An 18,214-nucleotide genomic window follows, 5' to 3' on the forward strand; every position below is an offset into this window, starting at 1 on the left:
CTCGGGATGGGCAGCCTTGAAATATTCGGTTTTCGCGCCCTTTGGAGCCCCTACTACCTAGGGGCCGTCCTTTTGCTGATCGGTCTTTATTTTGTGCTGATCAAACGTTTTGGATCGGAACACGAACGGGCTTCAAGGAAAGAAATCATCCTGTTTGTAACAGGCATGGTTCTTTTATATGCTTCAAAGGGAAGTCCGCTTGATTTGCTCGGGCATATTATGTTCAGCGCCCATATGGCACAGATGGCGATCTTATACTTGGTCGTGCCCCCGCTCCTCATTCTTGGAGTGCCGGCATGGCTGTGGAAAAAGGCGATTTTTCGTCCGGTTGTCAAGCCGCTGTTTCAGTTTTTTTCCAAGCCTTTAATCGCAATCATCGTATTCAATGGATTATTTTCAATGTACCATGTTCCGCTTGTGTTTGATTTTATTAAAACAAATGCCGTTTATCATGCGGCTGTCACGGTATTGATTTTTATCGCCGCTTTTTTCATGTGGTGGCCGCTTATTCACCGGGTCAAAGAACTGCCGCACATGGGCGGTCTCTTGAAAATGGGCTATATTATGGCTGACGGCATATTGCTGACGCCTGCATGTGCTTTGATTATGTTCAGCGGCACTCCCCTGTATTTGACTTATTCAGATCCTTCCGCATGGGTGGAAGCGATGAAGCTGTGCGTTCCGCTGGATACGCTGAGCGGGATGACGCTTACTGGACCGGAGATGTTCAGCAGCATGCCCGTTCTTGAAGATCAGCAGCTTGGAGCCATCGTGATGAAAATTATCCAGGAGATTGTGTACGGCACGTTTTTGGCGATTGTCTTTTTTAGCTGGGCAAAAAAGGAAAGAGCCAAAGATGAAGCGGAAGATCCTTATTCTCCCTCAACGGTTCATTAAACTGAAAAAAGGGGTACGGCCGGCAAGCGGCTGTACCCCTTTTTATGTAGATTACACTTGGAGTGCGGAAACTTTTTCTTTGAGTTTTTTTAAAACAGATTCGCTTGTTTGCAGCAATTGCTTTGGAAAATGCTCATCTTCCCCATACTCCACTCCGTGGGGATAATAATATTTTCCTAAAAGCGGAGTCATCAGTTTGATGACCGCTCGTCTAGCACCGACATCGCCTTCAACCGCATAGCCAAAAACACGGAGATAGTATCTGCCCTCAACCATGTCAAACCTGCGGTCATAGGTGACCCGTTCATAATCCCATTGTCCGGCCCTGACAAACCCTTCATTTTCCATGATATCGTCCAGCCGATTCAGGTCAGCGGTAAGCCCTTCAATACCGGATTCTTCAAATTTCATCCCTGAAAGCCCCCTTTTTAAAAAATTACCTTTACTGACAATCATAGTATGAAAGCGTTAAACTTTCAATCCTGCTTCATATAAATATTTTGATGAAAGTATGAATCATGAAAGGCTTGACGACAATAGGAACAAATACGAAAGACAGTCACGAAGAGGAGGTCTTTTTTTGACTAGTGTTAAGGAGATCATGACAAAAGATTTGTTATATTGTACAGTTCTCGATAATGTATATGAGGCAGCTGTGAAAATGAAGGAAGGCAATGTCGGTGCGATTCCTGTTGTGCGTGATGACAGTTTTGAACTTGTCGGCATCGTAACTGACAGAGACTTGGTCTTGCGGGGAATAGCCGACAAAAAACCAAATTCGCAAAAAGTGACAAACGTCATGACGACAGAGCTTATCACATTGAATGAAGATGATTCACTTGAAAAAGCCATTGAACTGATGGGAGAATACCAGATCAGGCGGATTCCGGTCACAAACGGGAAAACATTAACGGGAATGATTACGCTCGGGGATGTCTCGACTTACGAAAAATCAAATCGCCAAGCCGGGGACGCTTTGACATTTATTTCGGAAAATGAAGAACGACGTGGGGATTTTCTTCATTAAAAACATATTTGTCTCCTCATGATAATAGGCTGTATTGTAATTGAAAATTCGCGTAAGTTCTGTTTAAATGACACTAAAGACGAGTTTTTTGGCGGAAGGTGATGAGTCCGTTTATGTAATAGATTGATCCGTTGGCAGGAGGTGGAAATTTGAAGAATATTTTTAGAGCTTTCTTGATCCTTCTCATCGTTGCGGCTTCATACGCTCTTTTTATCCAATACGGTTCGACCCCCGAGAAGATTGTAAAAGAAGACAAGCCGCAGGTATCCAACAATGATGCCAAAAAGGAAAACAAGTTAAACATTCCTTCATCCGGTTTGCTGTCATTTATCGGGGAATCAGCTGAAACTGTTGAGAAAAAGCTGGGCAAACCTGATAGAATCGACCCGTCTGCTTATGATTATGAATGGTGGGTGTACAATAAGGGAGCAAAACAATATGTTCAAATCGGCATTCTCAACGATAAGGCTGTTACTCTTTTTGTGACAGGCGACAAGGTCAATACGGCTCCGTTTACAATCGGTCAGCCTGCAAGAGACGTGTTTAAAAAAACACAGATTGCTCCGCATGTCAATGTCAAGTATGACGGCAGTTCGTACCGTTTTGAATTTTCAGAGGAAGATATGAACACCAGGCCCACTGTGAAACTGGAAAATGTCTATGTTCAGCTTTATATGGATAAATTCGAAGGGACGCTGTCAAGCATCAGGGCGTTTGATGCAGCAACATTGATTAAGCAGAGGCCGTATGAGGTCGTTTACAGGGGCTCCTTGATTGAACCGAAAGCGCTGACTGAATCGGATTGGCAGAAAATTGAGAAGGCGAATGAAAAACAGATTTTTGATTTGACAAATGTGATCCGCTCACGACACGGCCTTTCTCAGCTTGAGTGGGATGAAGCCGTGGCCAAGGTTGCCTATGGCCACAGCAGCGATATGAAGGAGCACCGTTATTTCTCCCACGTTTCGAAAACGGAGGGTACGCTGAAGGACCGTCTGGAAAAAGGGAACGTGAATTTTGAACAGGCGGGAGAAAATATCGCTCTCAATTATGTCGACGGCCCGGCTGCTGTTGAGGGCTGGCTTAACAGCGAAGGACACAGAAAAGCTCTCTTAAACGCCGACTATACCCATCTGGGAGTCGGGGTGGATGAGAAATATTATACGCAGAACTTTATCAAACAGTGGAACGAATGACAGCCCGGGTTATTCCCGGGCTTGTCTTATATACGATTCCACAGCAATTCGATCGTCCTGATAAATGTTTGAACAGTGGCGGTTTCTTTTTTATGTGCGGGTGTAATCAGCGAGGTTTTGACTTGAATGGTTTTATGCGCTCCTTTTATCGCCTGGAGAATACCTTTTTTAATTTCTTCCTTTACGAGATTGCTGCTTAATAAGGCAACTCCCATTCCTTTCAAAACCGCTGCTTTAATCGCCTTTTCACTTTCGACTTCAACGGTTTTTTCAGGAGAATAACCTGACCGCGACAAAAACTCCTCCATCATGGTTTGGTAGTAGCCGTCTGTCCGGTATTTAAAAAAAGGAAGGTGCTTCATCAATTTTTCGGGTGAATGATGAAACAGCCTTTTAGCGGCGACAAGAACCAGTTCTTCTTCTTCAATCAGGATGTTAGTGATATTTTTATTGGTAAGTTCGCCGGCAATGATCCCGACATCATAATGATTGTTTTCAATTCCAGTTATGACTTCATTGTTTGCACGGGAAAGAATGTGAATGTCTACTTCAGGATGCTGTTTCAGATATTCAGAAACGATGGGAACTAAATAATTGGCGCAATAAATCTCGGATGCGGCGATCATTAACTGCCCGTTCGGCTTTGCCAGCCTTGATAATGATGATTCCATTTGTTCAATTGTCAGAAACAGACGGTCTGTATAATGTTTCAGCAGCTTCCCGGCAGGGGTGAGATATGTCTGTTTTCCGATTCGGAAAAACAGCCGCTGCTTTAATTCGCGTTCGAGTGAGTGAATCTGGGCGCTGACAGCAGGCTGAGTAAAATTTAAGCGCTCCGCTGCTTTTGTGAAATGGAGAAGATCGGCAGCCACTTGAAACGTTTTTAAATGTCTTAATTCCATCTGGAGCCTCCCGAATATGTGTCATTTTTGATATGTTTAAAATGGTTCCTTCGTAAAAGCAAGCAAATCGTCAAAAAACGTGACATAAAAAGTTGTGATGGAATCATAATGAATGTCGATTTTTCTGCAGCACCTTCCTATGTTAAATTTACAGATAAGTCAGAAAATAAAAGGAGGGCGCATGAAACACATTGATCTATTCATTATGATTCTTTATTTCTCTGTCATTTTGTTTGTTGGGTGGATGGGCTCAAAAAAGGTGAAAACCTCTGAATCTTACGCTGTTGCTGAACGAAATCTCGGTTTTTTCATGTACTTGTCATGTATGGCGGCTGTTGTGCTGGGCGGGGCTTCTACAATCGGCACAGCTAAGCTGGGCTATCTGCACGGCATATCAGGTGCATGGATGGTCATCATGCTGGGGGCGGGGATCATTTGTCTCAGTCTTTTTCTAGCGAAAAAGATTTACGGTCTGGATGTTTTGACGATCAGCGAGATGCTCAGCAGGCGCTATAAAGGAGAGACAAGGCTGATCAGCGCGATTGTCGCCTGTACGTATACGTCTTTAATGGTTGTCACGCAAATCATCGGCATGGGAACGATTCTAAATGTTTTTCTCGGCTGGGGTCTTTTTCCTTCTATTTTGTTAAGCGGAGGGATCGTCCTTTTCTATACGCTTCTCGGCGGAATGTGGGCGATTACCATGACGGATGTCGTTCAATTTGTCATTATGACGGCAGGCATTTTCTTTATTATGCTCCCCGCAAGCCTTATTCAGGCAGGCGGCTGGGAGGGCATCACAGAGCGGCTTCCTGATTCTTATTTTAATATAGGTACAATCGGAGGCGGAACAATTTTTCAAAATTTTTTATTGTTTACCCTCGGCATGATCGTCGGTCAAGAGCTTTGGCAGCGCACTTTTACGGCGAAATCGCTGAAAATCGTCAAAGCAGGCGGAATCGGCGCCGGAATCTACAGTATGTTTTACGCCATTGGCGTCAGCCTGATCGGGATGTGTGCGTATGCGGTCTTTCCCGCTCTTGATCAGCCGCAGAATGCTTTTGCTTATATGGCGCTTCATACCCTTCCTTCCGGTCTGCTGGGAATTGTGCTGGCAAGCGTCATATCAGCGCTGATGTCGACGGCTTCGGGTTCGCTTTTGGCATCTTCTACACTGCTTGTTAACGACATCATCAAGCCGAAGCTTGTTCCCGATATGACTGAAAAGAAGTTTCTTTTTTACTCGCGCGCCGTGACCTTGATTATCGGTCTTTTCAGCATCATTTGCGCCCTTTGGATTCAAGATGTTCTGACGGCTTTAGATATCGCTTATGCAATTTTGTCAGGTGCGATGTTTTTCCCGATCATCCTTGGTTTCTTCTGGAGAAAAGCGACCGCCGCTGCGGCCTTCTGGTCGATTCTCATCAGCGCCGCCGCTGTTATCGGGGGACTTGTCTGGAAAGGCGCCGACTCTGGAGAACCGATTATGTATGGACTTGCCGCCGGCGGGATGACGATGGTGCTGGCTGTATATGCTCTGCCCGCAGCAAAGCCGGCTGATCATGAATCTTCTCTAGAAACGGCCAATCTTCAAGATTCGGGAAAAGGGGGAGACGTATGGAAACGATCGATGTAAACTCGTCCAGGTTGGACGAAAGCCTGAAAGAGATGTCCATGATTGGAAGAAACGAAAATGGCGGCATATCAAGGCTGGCTTTAACTGAGGAAGACGGGAGAGCCCGGCTTTTGTTTAAAAGATGGTGCGAAGAACTCGGAATGGACGTCAGACTCGACGACCTTGGAAATATGTATGCCCGGTATGAAGGAGTGAATGATGAACCCCCCGTTCTGATCGGCTCCCATTTAGACACTGTTGAAAACGGAGGTGCTTATGACGGGGTCTACGGATTATTAGCCGGACTCGAAGCAGTCAGGGCATTGGCGGAGAGCGGAAAAAGGCTGACGCGCCCGATCGAGCTGGTCAATTTTACGAATGAAGAGGGGGCGAGATTTGAACCGTCCATGCTTGCATCAGGCGTTCTCGCCGGACGATACTCGAGAGAAGAAGCATATGAAAAAGCGGATAAAGCGGGAATTTCTTTCTCGCAAGCTTTAGAGAATCTTGATTTTAAAGGAGAGCGAAAGAACAGGGTTCAGAATGCTTCATGCTATATCGAACTGCATGTTGAACAAGGGCCTATTCTAGAACGGTCAAGGGACCAGATCGGGATCGTCGAGGGAATCGTCGGGCTCACGTGCATTGAAATCACAATCAGCGCAGCACCCAATCATGCCGGGACAACACCGATGGACATGAGACATGACGCCCTTGTTGCGGCATCATCTATCATCACCCGGATTCCGGATCTGGCGTCTTCGATTGATGACGGATTAACTGCGACGGTTGGGCGTTTTGACATCAGCCCAAACATCTACAACGTCATACCGGGTGAAGCGGTTTTTACAGTGGATGTACGCCATGCCAAAAAAGAAGTACGGGAAGAAGCCGTCCTCCGTATCATCCGGCTCGCTGATGTTCACGTCCGTGAGGCGGAGGCGGAGATGGATGTGAAGATGCTGTGGAAAACGGAGACCACCTTTTTTTCAAAAAAGATGATGGCTCTTGCAAAAGAGGCGGTCAGCCGTCTTGGCTATTCCTTCCGGCCGATGTTCAGCGGTGCTGGGCATGATGCGCAATTTATCGCTTCATTATTCCCGTCCCTTATGCTGTTTATCCCGAGCGCTGATGGGAAAAGCCACTGTCCTGAGGAACATTCTTCATCAGAAGATTGCAGAAGGGGGGCCGAGGTGCTGCTTCAAACCGTTTTATTATTGGAACATCAATATGCAAAGGAGATGTAATGATGCCACTGCCGACACAGGAATTTTTAGGAGAAAGCATGATTCAAAAAAGCTTTCATGATGAAGAGACACTGCAAAAAGTGTGGGGAAGAAAATGGGGAGTGACCAATCACGTCGGAGCGATTCAAACTGTTGTTTTGCACCGCCCCGGCAAAGAACTGGAGCTGCTTAGGAGCGGAACGTACGAGGAGCGGATCGATGCCCGTGTGCTGAGAGACCGCGATTCGCAAATTCAGGGATACACGTACGGCTTTGAATCGATTGATCCGGAGCTTGTCCGGCGCCAGCACGATGGCTTGCGAAAGGCGCTGTTGGACGTCGGGGCAGAGGTAGTCGATTTGCAAGGGGGAGGTCCGTTTCATACGAAATCCATCTATACGAGAGACATTGGGCTTGCTGTCCCGGGCGGGGTGATTTTGACCAGGTTCGCATTAAAAATGCGTGAGGGAGAGGAATATTGCGCCTATCAAACCTTTGCAAAAATGGGCGTTCCGATTTTAGGGACGATACAGGGCAACGGATTTATTGAAGGCGGAAGCTTCTGTATGCTGAATAGGCGGACGGCTTTGATTGGACGTTCTGTCCGCGTCAACCAGGAAGGGATTGGCCAGCTCGAGCAAATTCTGTCATGGCAAGGGATAGAGCTTGTAACAGTTGATTTGCCGGCTGACAAGATTCATCTTGATGAAGTCTTTTTAATGCTGGACAGCGAGACTGCTCTTGTTGATCCGGCCCGGCTGCCGTACTGGTTTATGGAAGAGATGCGCAGGCGGGGCATTAAGCTGTTATTTGCCGATCCTGAAGATCCGGTTCTTTCCGTCAATTGTCTGGCCGTTTCCCCAGGTAGAGTATTATTCTCGGCCGATGCGCCGCGTACAATGGAAGTTTTGGAGAGAAGCGGCATAGAGGCGATACCTGTGGATGTTTCCGAGATCAGAAAAATGGGAGGAGGCATTCACTGTTCGACTCTCCCGCTTGCAAGGGAAGATATGTAAAGTTTTGAACGCCCGCCTCGGGGAATTTAGGCGAACACATTTCACCTGTTAAAGATACACTATATTAGGCACTTGTTTTTCGGAGGGGGTGTTGACGTTGGCGAATCAAAACGCACAGTCATCAGTCGATGAATTTAAGCGGTTTGTTAAACGGCATCCTAAGCTGATTTCCGCCGTGCGGAAAGAGGAAAAAAGCTGGCAGGAAGTTTATGAGAACTGGGTGTTGCTGGGGGAAGACGACGCGATTTGGGAGCCTTATAAAGAAAAGAAGGGAACACAGGAAAAGCCGTCCGGTGAGAGCGGAAAAAACGATTTTATCTCTAAAATGGTGACGGCTGTCAGGAGAATGGATGCTGACAAAATGAACGAACAAATCAATAAAATGAGCCAGTCCATTTCTTCGCTTCAAAGCCTGCTCAGCCAGTTTTCGGGAGGCAATCAAAAACATGCGGACCACCATGGGGGACATCATCCGTTTTCTTTCCGGAAAGATTAGCAAAGGAGTTTGTCATGCGTAAAGAAGTGCAGGAATTTGTGTTCGCAAATGAAGAGCGCCGCCGTTTTATCCGCGAGCAGCCGGTCTGGTACCGCAAGCTCTCCCGCCGTCCTGATGATTTGTCCGGTTTTCAGCTTGATATGATGAATTTTTACGAAAAAACGATTCCCCATCGTGTGAACCAGTTTTCAAGCAGCCTTCAGATGGCTCAAATGATGATTCAAATGTTTCAGGCTATGCGAACTCAGGATTAACCGGACCTGAGTCTTTTTTTGTGATCATAAAAACGGGCCCATCCGTCAAAACTAGTGGGCAAGGGAGTTGATCCAAATGAAGAAATGCTGTCTGATTCTGTGTCTTTGCTTTCTGCTGGCTGGCTGCTCTACATATAAACCGAAACCAAAAGGCATGACAGACGCCGGTCGAGCCGTTGAAATTTCAGCATGCGGTGTTCCACATGACATAGACATTTTGAAAAATCCCATTTTATGATACACTAATACTCGGAGGTGCATGTCAATGTATGCCACAATGGAATCCCTGCGGCTTCAGAATGAAGCGGATGTTTTGGCCAGCATGATTCTTCAATCAGAGGCGGCTGAACATTACCGAGAGTGCTACAAGCGTCTCCAAGAAGATGAAGAGGCTGGGCGTATTATCGCTTCATTTACGAAAATAAAAGAGCAATATGAGGATGTGCAGCGTTTTGGAAAGTATCATCCTGACTATAAAGAGATTTCAAAAAAAATGAGGGATATAAAACGAGAGCTGGACCTTCATGATACGGTTGCCGATTTTAAAAAGGCGGAAACCGAGCTGCAAAGCATACTTGATGAGGTCAGCGTTGAAATCGGCCGGGCTGTTTCAGAGCATATTAAAGTACCGACCGGAAATCCTTATTTTGATAATCTTTCATCCTGCGGCGGCGGCTGCGGATCAGGCGGAAGCTGCGGCTGCAAAGTTTCCTGACGAGACCCTTTTTAGTCTCGTCTTTTTCATAGAAGTTTTGGTTACATAGCGACAGGCAGGTGAAAAATATGGAAGAAAAACGTCAGGGATTAATCGTCTGGCTTCACTCTCTAAAGCAGGCGAAAATGCTCAGGAAATTTGGGAATGTTCACTATGTTTCAAAACGGCTGAAATATGTGGTCGTTTACTGTAATATGGATGAGGCGGAAAAAATAGCGGCCAAGATCCGTTCGTACTCGTTTGTCAAACAGGTCGATCCATCATATAAGCCGTTTTTGAAAATGGAATTTGAATCTAAGCTGGACAAAGCAAAGGAATACGATTATAAAGCAGGAATTTAATATTTTGTTTAAAAAAATCCCCGCAGAATACCCTGCGGGGTCCTTCTATTCCTTAACGAGTTAAGGAGAAGGCAAAGGGAGAGGAGAAACCGGAGGAAGAACTTATGGGGAAACGTAAGTCTTCTCCGCGGTTGGCAACAACATCAATCGATGCTGTTGCTACTATTATCACCATGTGTTCAGTCTCCTATACATAAGAAATCGACTTTGATTGTTTGTGCCCAAAAACACTTTATGATAAGATAGTGATGATTTTTTTCGAGTTTGAAGAAAAAGTGGTGGAAATATGAGAGTGATTTCTGGGACTTATAAAGGGCGTGCATTAAAAGCGGTTCCCGGCACGTCAACCAGACCGACGACAGACAAAGTGAAAGAGTCCATCTTTAATATGGTCGGCCCTTATTTTGACGGAGGAGAAGGCCTTGATCTGTATGCCGGAAGCGGCGGATTGGGCATCGAAGCGCTCTCCAGAGGGTTTGACCGATTCGTATTTGTCGACCGGGACTTTAAAGCGATTCAAACGGTAAAAAGCAATTTGAAAACGCTGGGACTTCAACAGCGCGCGGAGGTCTACAGAAATGACGCTGAACGGGCTTTGCATGCGGCGGTGAAAAGGGGCTTGACATTTGACGCGGTTTTTTTGGATCCGCCTTATCGTGAGCAAAAGCTGGAAGCGCTCTTATCAATCATTGACGAAGCAAATATACTGACTGATAAAGGGTTTATTTTGGCGGAGCATGTGAAAGAAGTGGTGCTTCCGGAGACAGTGGGCGAACTCCTGATGACACGGCAGGAGATATACGGTGTAACCGGAGTAACCATATATAGAAAGAGAGGGAATGGGGATGGCTAGCATTGCCGTTTGTCCCGGAAGTTTTGATCCGGTGACCTTTGGACATTTGGATATTATCAGGCGCGGAGCAAAAGTATTTGACCGGGTTTATGTATGCGTTTTAAATAATTCCTCAAAACAGCCGCTGTTTACGGTCGAGGAGCGCTGTGATCTGCTGCGTGAAGTAACGCGGGACATTCCAAACGTCCATGTTGAATCTTTTCAGGGGCTTTTGATTGAATATGCGAAAAGCAAGCAGGCCAATGTCATTTTGCGAGGGCTGAGAGCCGTCTCCGATTTTGAATATGAGATGCAGGGAACCTCGATGAACAAAGTGCTTGACGAGAATATTGAAACGTTTTTCATGATGACGAATAACCAGTATTCATTTTTGAGCTCAAGCATTGTCAAAGAGGTTGCAAAATACAAAGGATCTGTAGCAGAGCTCGTACCGGAAGCGGTCGAAGCTGCGCTTCAAAAAAAGTTTGCAAAAAAATGAGCAGCCAAAACGGCTGCTCATTTTTTCACAGTTGCCGACTGTCTGCTGTAAAGAACGATATAAAGCAAAAGGGTCGCAATCGTAAGAAGGGGACCTGTTTGTACGATAAAATTCCATGTCTGTATGAGAAATGATTCACGTCCTCCCTCCCGCAAAAATGAGAAGACCGGCTCACTTGGAGAAGAGAAGGCCGTATAAAGGGGCTTCCAAAGGATGAGCGCAAATAAAGCCGCATAGATTCCCTGCAAGAGGCGAGCAATAAAAAACGGTTTGAAGCGAATGTCCGTTTCAGCCAAAATTCCAGCAACTTGAGCCTGTACACTGAAACCGCTGAATCCGAGAATGAAACTGACGATGACGGCTTTTTGCAGCAAAACGGCATCCGTTGCACTGACAAGTTTGCTTCCGAGCGTGATCTCAAACAGACCCGACAATAAAGGCTTGTCAAAGTCTGCAGGGAAATGGAGCGCCGTCATGACCATCCGGGTGGCATAAGAGAGGACATCTGCAATCTTCACGACGGACAGTATGTTATTAAAGACAGAAAAAAGAATGATGAATCCGCCTACCATCAGCAAGGTCTGTACGGAAGAAATCACGGCATCGCTCAATAGTTTTCCGAGCGGCCTTTTTTCTTCAAGCCTTGCTTTATGGAGTGCTTTAAATGCTTCTTTCATGGAAGGCACAGGGAGCTTTTTTCTTCTCGTATGGAGGATTTCTTCTTTTCTTCCGTAGGAACGCATTGTCAGCCCAACAGCCAAATTGCCTAAATAATGGGCTGCCGCAAGCACAAAGCCCAGTGACGGATTATGAAAAAAACCAACCGCGACAGCTCCGAAAATAAAGAGCGGGTTCGAGGAATTGGTAAATGAGACGAGCCGCTCGGCTTCTACACGGGAAATTTGCCGCTCCTGTCTGAGTCTTGAGGTCAGCTTTGCACCTGCCGGGTTTCCGGAGGCCATGCCCATCGCGAGCACGAATCCGCCGACTCCGGGAACCCGGAAAACCGGCCTCATGAAAGGTTCGAGGAGGAGGCCGACAAATTTGACGATTCCAAATCCGATCAAGAGCTCAGATAAAATAAAAAAAGGCAATAAGGAAGGGAACACGACTTCCCACCACATGGCAAGTCCGCTTTTTGAAGCGTTGAGCGACTCCTGCGGGTGGGTGATGACGGCGGCGGTAAACAAAAGCAGCACACCGGCAATGAGTAAAGTCTTTATCTTTGACATGTCCATTTCTAACCCTCCTTACGGCTGTAAAATTCACATTGGAAACAGGTTCATGATAAAATAAGCAGGAGTTATGTCGGCAAGCCTGAGAAGCCCCCTTTTCAGAAACTTCTTTATCATTATACGAGGCTTGGTCCAAATTTTAGACCATCAGATTCTCCCCCCTGAGGTTTTTTGACAAAAAGCTGAACATACTAAATTGAAAAAAACCCTTCTCTTGAAATCGGATCATTAGAAGGTATTCAACGATTTGTGGATTCATGCAGGCCGGGCAAATGAAACGGATCTGCTTTCAGCTGTTATATTGAAGAAGGAGGGTTACGTTTTCATGCAGAAAATAAGATTGATCCGTATCGCATTATTGGTTATCATCCTCGGGGCCGCTCTTACGTTCGTGAAGCTGCCTTATTACATCACAGAGCCGGGCGAAGCGACAGAGCTGAATCCTTTAATTAAGGTGGAGGACGGATACCCTGAAAAAGGCAGTTTTTCTTTGATGACCGTCAAGGTCGGACCTGCCAACCCCATTACATACTTATGGGCGAAAATGCGCCCCTACCATGAAATTCTACCTGAAGATAACTTTAAACAAAAAGGCGAATCTGATCAGGAGTATATGAAAAGACAGCTGCAGATGATGAGGGATTCCCAGGAAAATGCGATGATCGCCGCCTATAAGCGGGCCGGGAAAAAAGTCAGCTACACATCGAACGGCGTCTATGCCATGGCTGTTGTCGACGGCATGCCCGCTAAAGGAAAGATAGAGGTCGGAGATCAAATTAAGAAAGTTGACGGAAAAACCTTTCAATCGGCGGAAAGGCTCGTCCGCTACATCGAAACGAAAAAAGCGGGAGACAGCGTGGAAGTGGTCATCAAAAGGGACAAAAAAGAAATGTCATTCGGCCTGAAGCTGAAAACGTTTAAGGAAGATCCCGACAGAGCGGGGCTGGGCGTCTCTCTCATTACAGACCGGAATGTGAAAGTAAAACCCGATGTCAACATGGATATCGAAAACATCGGCGGACCGTCAGCAGGTCTGATGATGTCCATGGAAATCTATAATCAGCTGACAAAAGAAGATGAAACAAAGGGACACCATATTGCCGGGACAGGAACGATTGATGATGAAGGAAAAGTGGGGCCGATCGGGGGAATCAGCCAAAAGATCGTCGCTGCAGACCGCGCGGGAGCGGACATCTTTTTCGCACCGAATGAAGGCGGACGAAAAGGATCAAATTATGAGGAAGCGGTCAAAACGGCCAAAGACATTAAGAGCGCTATGAAAATCGTCCCTGTCGACACGATGGATGATGCGATTCACTATTTAGAAAAGAAAGTAAAAAGCGCCTGATGAAAGTTCAGGCGCTTTTTTATTTGCGCAAAAATTCCCGGCGGTCTTCATCATATCTGATCGGTGACAGCGAATACTCCTGTTCTGTCAGCATCGATCGTGCAGGCTCCTTCAGAGGCGCGCTGAACACTTTTCCGGCTTTTACGTCCAGGCTAAGGGACGGGTGAGAAAAAGATCCGATCTTCGTGATGAGTGGAACGCAGAGCTGCTTTTTCTTTTTCGAGAGGTACGCCTGTCCCTTTTTGGTCATCCCGAGAAGCCTGATGTAGGCAGGTCGCCCTTCAGAAAGAATGCGGCGGATATCGGTTCTTTTTGTTCTTGTTAAAATATGCGTATTCATCCGCTGCAGCCTTGTCCATGTATAACGCTTCGTTTTTAAAAGCTCCATGTATTCCAAAAATGACCCGGCAGTGCGGATCGCCCTCATAATACGGTGCTCAAGCCCTTCTTCAACCTCATAAATTCCGCGGAGCTCTTCCATATCCATCGTATGAAGGGTGTATTTCAAAAAGGAAAAATAATCTTCAGCCGAGTGCCAAAGGCCGAAGGTCCGGGCGTATTCCTCGAGTTCATGAACCGATGTTTCAGGGAGGAAAGAGCTCGCGGATGCGAGGCTTCCTTGATCCAGCATTGATTTGCGGACGCTTGTCGCGCTCGCGATGCGGCTCGATCCCTCAGGGAAATAAGCATCATGATAGTTTGAGGAAAGGCGCTTGACAGTCGCGGGTTTCATCTGGATATCCTTCTCGAGGATCGTTTTGACATATTGAAATCCGAGGATATTGTTCGGTTTGGAAAGGTCGAGCATGCCGCCGTCTGTCACGGCGCGGAACGCTTTTGCCATTGCGGCCGGATAGCTTATGCCGGTGGATATTTGCTGTTTGACTTCTTCATCAAGCGCTTTTTTATGTTTCATGGTGTACGCCGCTGCCTTAAGAAACGTGTCAATATCGCCATTTTCGCTGCCGAAAAACAATGAACCGCACTGCAATTCCCCGAGGATGGAGACGGCGCCTTCGGCAAATGTTTCGGCCTTTTGAACGGCGAAAGCATAAGGAAGCTCGACGACGAGATCAGCATGCGATGCAAGCGCCATTTTCGTCCTCGCCCATTTGGAGACGATGGCGGGCTCGCCCCGCTGCAAAAAAAAGCCGCTCATCACGGCAATCGCCACATCGCTTTCAGTTTGTGCTTTTGCTTCTTTTAGATGGTATAAGTGCCCGTTGTGAAACGGATTATATTCGACCACAACGCCGACTGCTTTCATTTTTCCGCCTCCCTTGCATCTGTTGAAATAGATATGATACATTTACACATGGAATGTACAGGGTGTCCGCTTGGAGCAGCGTTTTTTCTAAGTGTATGAATTGTCGTGCACGATGTCAACGAATCAATGATGCGGGCCTGTGATCTGTAAAGAAAAAATATTGACAAAAAACATGATGAAAGCTATAATCATGTTTGTTGCTCTCTTAGAGGTGATACAATGAAATGGACGATACATCAGCTCAATCAAATGCCGAAGACAGGTTTTGAATTTGATGAAACAGTTGATCTGAACGAACTCTCTCAAATCTCGGATATACGCAGCATTTCACCGGTGCGGGTGAAAGGAAGAGCGGAAATCCGGTCAAAGCAGGCTGCATTTGATTTTACAATTTCGGGCGAGATGATCTTGCCTTGTTCTAGAACGCTTGTTGATGTTCGTTATCCATTCAGTATTTCAACAAAAGAACTGTTTATATTTCATAAGACCGATGAAATCGAAGATGAAGACGTCCACATGGTCGAGGATGATCTGATCGACTTGACGCCGGTCGTAAAAGAAGAAATCCTTCTTGAGATCCCTATGCAAATCTTTTGTGAATCTGTTCAAAAAGAAGAAGGTGCTCCGCAAGAAGGCAGGGATTGGAAGGTCATTACAGAAGATGACCGGAAAAATCGAATCGATCCCAGACTGGCCGGTCTTGGGAAGCTCTTAAAACAAGAAGATGAATCTTAACGCTCTTTAAGGAGGTGGGAATAATGGCTGTACCTTTTAGAAGAACTTCTAAAACGAAAAAAAGACTTCGTCGTACTCACTTTAAATTGCAAGTGCCTGGTATGGTAGAATGCCCAAACTGCGGTGAGATGAAACTTTCACACCGCGTCTGCAAAGCATGTGGATCATACAAAGGAAAAGACGTAAAAAGCAACTAATCCATAAGAAACAAAAACACAAGACTTCCGGTCTTGTGTTTTTTTATGCAGAACCCCCCTCTCATCCTTTTATTTCCTGAAAAGAAAATAGTCTATCTACTCTATTAGCTGCATATGTATGAGGTAAATTCATAAAGCCATGGGGGGATTTTTTTTGACGGTTACAAGACAGGATGCGTGGACGCAGGATGAAGATATATTGCTGGCTGAAGTTGTGTTAAGGCACATCAGGGAAGGCGGCACACAGCTGTCGGCGTTTGAGGAAGTCGGCAAAGCATTGAGCAGAACGGCTGCCGCCTGCGGCTTCCGCTGGAATTCTTTTGTCAGAAAGCAGTATCAATCTGGAATTGAACTGGCTAAAAAGCAGCGCAAAGAATTGCGGAAAAAAATCGGGATTCACGCGGCAAACATGCCGAATTCGGTGAAAACCGTTTCCGGAGACAAAGCCGATAACCTGACGATCGATGATGTCATCCGCTATTTAGAAAAGCTGAAACAAGCGCCGTCCCAAAAAGATGCCGGCGAAGAAAAAAAACGGCTCATTGAAGAAGTCAACGCGTTGAAGGAAGAGGTCGAGAAGCTGAAGAGCGAGAATGAATCACTGAAGAAACAGCTTGAACTGACAGAGGAGGATTATAAAGCGCTGATTGAAATCATGGAGCGCGCCAGAAAAATGGTTGTACTCCAGGAGGATGAGCGGAACAAAAAGGTTAAGTTTCAAATGGAGCCGAACGGCAATCTGGAACGAATGGAGAAGTAGGGAACCGGCCATAAGCTTTCGGCCGGTTTTTCGTTTATGCGGATTCAGAGCTTTGATTGCTTTCGCTGTCAGGATGCCAAACGAGCGGATTTTCCCCTTTGTCCCGGGCCATATCGTATTTTACCGCGGTAAAGCCCATTTTGTTCCAAAAATCGGATGACTTGACACGAGGGCTTGTGCGTATCGGCAGACCGAAAGATTTGGCGAATTCCACAAGCTTCGTCCCGTACCCGTTGCGCTGGTATCCCGGCAAAACTTCAAGTTTCCAGAGCTCAAGGTAATCCTGGCCTTCTTCAAAATATTTGTTGAATTTCCCATCCTCTTTATACAGGCTCATTCTTGCCACGAGCCGATCCCCGTAATAGATGCCGTAGAACGGCGAGTCGCTGTCGTTTTCAATCATGTTGCTTTCAAGGTCCTCCAGCATGGAGAGTTCTTGAATCCCGTATTCCCTGAATTTTTTGAATTCCTCAAGTGTTTTATAATTGATCAGCAAACGTTCGACTTTAACCATTTTGTTACCCCCTTGTTTGTGTTCTACCTATATTGTAATCGCTTTTTTATAAAAATCCAAATGATAAAAATTTTCTAATATAATGTAGAAAAACGGTTTTCTGAAAATTTGAAACACCAAGCAAGTCATCTGATTCAATTTTTGCTATGATATACAGTATATAAAAAACAGCAGGATGTGAGGATTTGAGAATCGGAGTGATTGGAGGAGGCTCAGTCGGGCTTCTTTTTGCGTACTATTTTTCGTTCCGCCATCAAGTGACGGTCATCACGAGAAGAAAAGAGCAGGCGGAGGCCATCCGGCGAAACGGAATCCGTCTTTTGACAGACGGAGAAGAACATATCGCCAAAACTGAAGCGGAAGTGAAACCGGATGCGGGGTATGATCTGCTTTTTGTCGCGGTGAAAGAGCATCAGCTTGGAGCCGTTTTACCTGATGTAGAGCGCGCCGCTCCCCGTAATGTCATGTTTTTGCAAAACGGGATGGGTCACATTCCCGTGCTTGAGAGGCGGGATGCCGGATCGGACATATATGTCGGATCGGTGGAACACGGCGCCGTCAGGGAAGATGACTGCACAGTTCGCCACACCGGAAAAGGAGCGGTCAAATGGGCTGCGTTTAAAACGGCTTCACCGCCTGATCAGCTTGAAAAAGAGCTTGCGTCTGTTCATACAGCTTTTCCGTTCATTTGGCGGGAAGATTGGCATGACATGCTTGCCGGGAAATTGATTGTTAACGCCTGCGTCAATCCGATGACGGCTCTTTTGCGGGTGGAAAACGGGAAGCTGATTGAACAGCCGGCATATTTATCATTTATGAGGCTCGTATTTGAAGAAGCGAGCCGGATTTTAGCAATTGAAGACCGGCAGGCATCATGGGAAAATGTTCTTTCGGTCTGCCGACAGACAAAGAGGAATACATCCTCGATGCTGGCGGATGTCCTTGCCGGGAGAAAAACGGAAGCGGATGCCATTATGGGCTATTTGTTGAAACGGGCGGAAGAATCGGGGGAGAGAGCTCCCCACCTCGCCTTTTTATATGACAGCATCAAGGCGCTGGAAAAGGAATGAAGCTAAATCTTTTGACCAATTCGCCGAACGTGCTATACTCTTTTCGGAAAGCTAACTATTTACTGGAGAAAG

General features: G+C 46.2%; 22 protein-coding genes. 17 read left to right on the top strand and 5 right to left on the bottom strand.

Features of this window, described 5'->3' with window-relative positions; translation table 11 throughout:
- The first annotated feature begins 6 nt into the window (after nucleotides 1–6).
- Entirely contained in the window at nucleotides 7–897 is an 891-nt protein-coding gene (ctaG, locus tag R5H20_RS08570; protein WP_006638304.1) for a cytochrome c oxidase assembly factor CtaG, read from the top strand.
- A 51-nt stretch (nucleotides 898–948) separates the two neighbouring features.
- Here the strand turns inward: ctaG and R5H20_RS08575 are convergent, their stop codons facing one another.
- A complete protein-coding gene (locus R5H20_RS08575; RefSeq protein WP_006638303.1) occupies nucleotides 949–1,308 on the bottom strand; it encodes a YugN family protein in 360 nt (119 codons plus the stop codon).
- Nucleotides 1,309–1,477: 169 nt separating this feature from the next.
- Between R5H20_RS08575 and R5H20_RS08580 the strand changes: the two genes are divergently transcribed.
- Both R5H20_RS08580 and R5H20_RS08585 read left to right on the top strand, forming a co-directional pair.
- On the top strand, nucleotides 1,478–1,924 hold the full coding sequence (locus R5H20_RS08580; protein WP_006638302.1) for a CBS domain-containing protein: 447 nt from the start codon (nucleotides 1,478–1,480) through the stop codon (nucleotides 1,922–1,924).
- Nucleotides 1,925–2,073: 149 nt separating this feature from the next.
- Nucleotides 2,074–3,120, top strand: a complete 1,047-nt coding sequence (locus tag R5H20_RS08585) for a CAP domain-containing protein (RefSeq protein WP_006638301.1) — start codon at nucleotides 2,074–2,076, stop codon at nucleotides 3,118–3,120.
- Nucleotides 3,121–3,146: 26 nt separating this feature from the next.
- Here the strand turns inward: R5H20_RS08585 and R5H20_RS08590 are convergent, their stop codons facing one another.
- Nucleotides 3,147–4,022 (bottom strand): LysR family transcriptional regulator, encoded by an 876-nt coding sequence (locus tag R5H20_RS08590; protein ID WP_006638300.1) that lies wholly within the window; start codon nucleotides 4,020–4,022, stop codon nucleotides 3,147–3,149.
- Nucleotides 4,023–4,203: 181 nt separating this feature from the next.
- Between R5H20_RS08590 and R5H20_RS08595 the strand changes: the two genes are divergently transcribed.
- The 9 genes from R5H20_RS08595 (at nucleotide 4,204) to coaD (ending at nucleotide 11,016) form a co-directional block, all read left to right on the top strand.
- Nucleotides 4,204–5,658 carry a sodium:solute symporter family protein gene (locus R5H20_RS08595; protein ID WP_006638299.1) on the top strand — a complete coding sequence of 485 codons (1,455 nt, stop codon included), beginning with the start codon at nucleotides 4,204–4,206 and terminating at the stop codon, nucleotides 5,656–5,658.
- Nucleotides 5,640–6,884 carry a Zn-dependent hydrolase gene (locus tag R5H20_RS08600; RefSeq protein WP_006638298.1) on the top strand — a complete coding sequence of 415 codons (1,245 nt, stop codon included), beginning with the start codon at nucleotides 5,640–5,642 and terminating at the stop codon, nucleotides 6,882–6,884. The genes R5H20_RS08595 and R5H20_RS08600 overlap by 19 nt, the downstream gene beginning before the upstream one ends.
- Before the next feature lie 2 nt (nucleotides 6,885–6,886).
- Complete coding sequence (locus tag R5H20_RS08605) at nucleotides 6,887–7,879, top strand: dimethylarginine dimethylaminohydrolase family protein (RefSeq protein WP_006638297.1); 993 nt, start codon at nucleotides 6,887–6,889, stop codon at nucleotides 7,877–7,879.
- Nucleotides 7,880–7,976: 97 nt separating this feature from the next.
- Entirely contained in the window at nucleotides 7,977–8,375 is a 399-nt protein-coding gene (locus R5H20_RS08610) for a YlbD family protein (RefSeq protein WP_006638296.1), read from the top strand.
- 14 nt (nucleotides 8,376–8,389) lie between these two features.
- Entirely contained in the window at nucleotides 8,390–8,629 is a 240-nt protein-coding gene (locus R5H20_RS08615; RefSeq protein WP_006638295.1) for a YlbE-like family protein, read from the top strand.
- Nucleotides 8,630–8,894: 265 nt separating this feature from the next.
- The gene (locus R5H20_RS08620; RefSeq protein WP_006638294.1) at nucleotides 8,895–9,344 is read left to right on the top strand and encodes a regulatory iron-sulfur-containing complex subunit RicF; all 450 of its coding nucleotides are present in this window, start codon (nucleotides 8,895–8,897) and stop codon (nucleotides 9,342–9,344) included.
- A gap of 68 nt (nucleotides 9,345–9,412) precedes the next feature.
- Complete coding sequence (locus tag R5H20_RS08625) at nucleotides 9,413–9,685, top strand: YlbG family protein (RefSeq protein ID WP_006638293.1); 273 nt, start codon at nucleotides 9,413–9,415, stop codon at nucleotides 9,683–9,685.
- Nucleotides 9,686–9,971: 286 nt separating this feature from the next.
- Complete coding sequence (rsmD, locus tag R5H20_RS08630; RefSeq protein ID WP_006638292.1) at nucleotides 9,972–10,538, top strand: 16S rRNA (guanine(966)-N(2))-methyltransferase RsmD; 567 nt, start codon at nucleotides 9,972–9,974, stop codon at nucleotides 10,536–10,538.
- Nucleotides 10,531–11,016 carry a pantetheine-phosphate adenylyltransferase gene (gene coaD / locus R5H20_RS08635; RefSeq protein ID WP_006638291.1) on the top strand — a complete coding sequence of 162 codons (486 nt, stop codon included), beginning with the start codon at nucleotides 10,531–10,533 and terminating at the stop codon, nucleotides 11,014–11,016. The genes rsmD and coaD overlap by 8 nt, the downstream gene beginning before the upstream one ends.
- A gap of 17 nt (nucleotides 11,017–11,033) precedes the next feature.
- Here coaD and ylbJ read toward each other — a convergent pair whose 3' ends face one another.
- On the bottom strand, nucleotides 11,034–12,254 hold the full coding sequence (gene ylbJ / locus R5H20_RS08640) for a sporulation integral membrane protein YlbJ (protein WP_006638290.1): 1,221 nt from the start codon (nucleotides 12,252–12,254) through the stop codon (nucleotides 11,034–11,036).
- 322 nt (nucleotides 12,255–12,576) lie between these two features.
- Here ylbJ and R5H20_RS08645 point away from each other — a divergent pair, with 322 nt between their 5' ends.
- Nucleotides 12,577–13,599, top strand: a complete 1,023-nt coding sequence (locus tag R5H20_RS08645; RefSeq protein ID WP_040348362.1) for a SepM family pheromone-processing serine protease — start codon at nucleotides 12,577–12,579, stop codon at nucleotides 13,597–13,599.
- 19 nt (nucleotides 13,600–13,618) lie between these two features.
- On the opposite strand, the gene R5H20_RS08650 is transcribed toward R5H20_RS08645, so the two are convergent.
- Nucleotides 13,619–14,866, bottom strand: a complete 1,248-nt coding sequence (locus R5H20_RS08650; protein ID WP_006638288.1) for a nucleotidyltransferase — start codon at nucleotides 14,864–14,866, stop codon at nucleotides 13,619–13,621.
- 219 nt (nucleotides 14,867–15,085) lie between these two features.
- Between R5H20_RS08650 and R5H20_RS08655 the strand changes: the two genes are divergently transcribed.
- From R5H20_RS08655 to gerR, 3 genes are all read left to right on the top strand, one after another.
- Nucleotides 15,086–15,601, top strand: coding sequence for a YceD family protein (locus R5H20_RS08655; protein ID WP_006638287.1), 516 nt, complete (start codon nucleotides 15,086–15,088; stop codon nucleotides 15,599–15,601).
- A gap of 23 nt (nucleotides 15,602–15,624) precedes the next feature.
- On the top strand, nucleotides 15,625–15,798 hold the full coding sequence (gene rpmF / locus R5H20_RS08660) for a 50S ribosomal protein L32 (protein WP_003181522.1): 174 nt from the start codon (nucleotides 15,625–15,627) through the stop codon (nucleotides 15,796–15,798).
- A 154-nt stretch (nucleotides 15,799–15,952) separates the two neighbouring features.
- On the top strand, nucleotides 15,953–16,558 hold the full coding sequence (gene gerR, locus R5H20_RS08665; RefSeq protein WP_029418540.1) for a sporulation-specific transcriptional regulator GerR: 606 nt from the start codon (nucleotides 15,953–15,955) through the stop codon (nucleotides 16,556–16,558).
- Between the two features lie 34 nt (nucleotides 16,559–16,592).
- Here gerR and R5H20_RS08670 read toward each other — a convergent pair whose 3' ends face one another.
- Nucleotides 16,593–17,072, bottom strand: a complete 480-nt coding sequence (locus R5H20_RS08670) for an N-acetyltransferase (protein WP_006638285.1) — start codon at nucleotides 17,070–17,072, stop codon at nucleotides 16,593–16,595.
- Between the two features lie 185 nt (nucleotides 17,073–17,257).
- Between R5H20_RS08670 and R5H20_RS08675 the strand changes: the two genes are divergently transcribed.
- On the top strand, nucleotides 17,258–18,142 hold the full coding sequence (locus R5H20_RS08675) for a 2-dehydropantoate 2-reductase (RefSeq protein WP_006638284.1): 885 nt from the start codon (nucleotides 17,258–17,260) through the stop codon (nucleotides 18,140–18,142).
- Nucleotides 18,143–18,214: the final 72 nt, after the last annotated feature.

The organism is Bacillus sp. KICET-3, assembly GCF_033261025.1.
GTDB classification, from domain to species: domain Bacteria; phylum Bacillota; class Bacilli; order Bacillales; family Bacillaceae; genus Bacillus; species Bacillus sonorensis.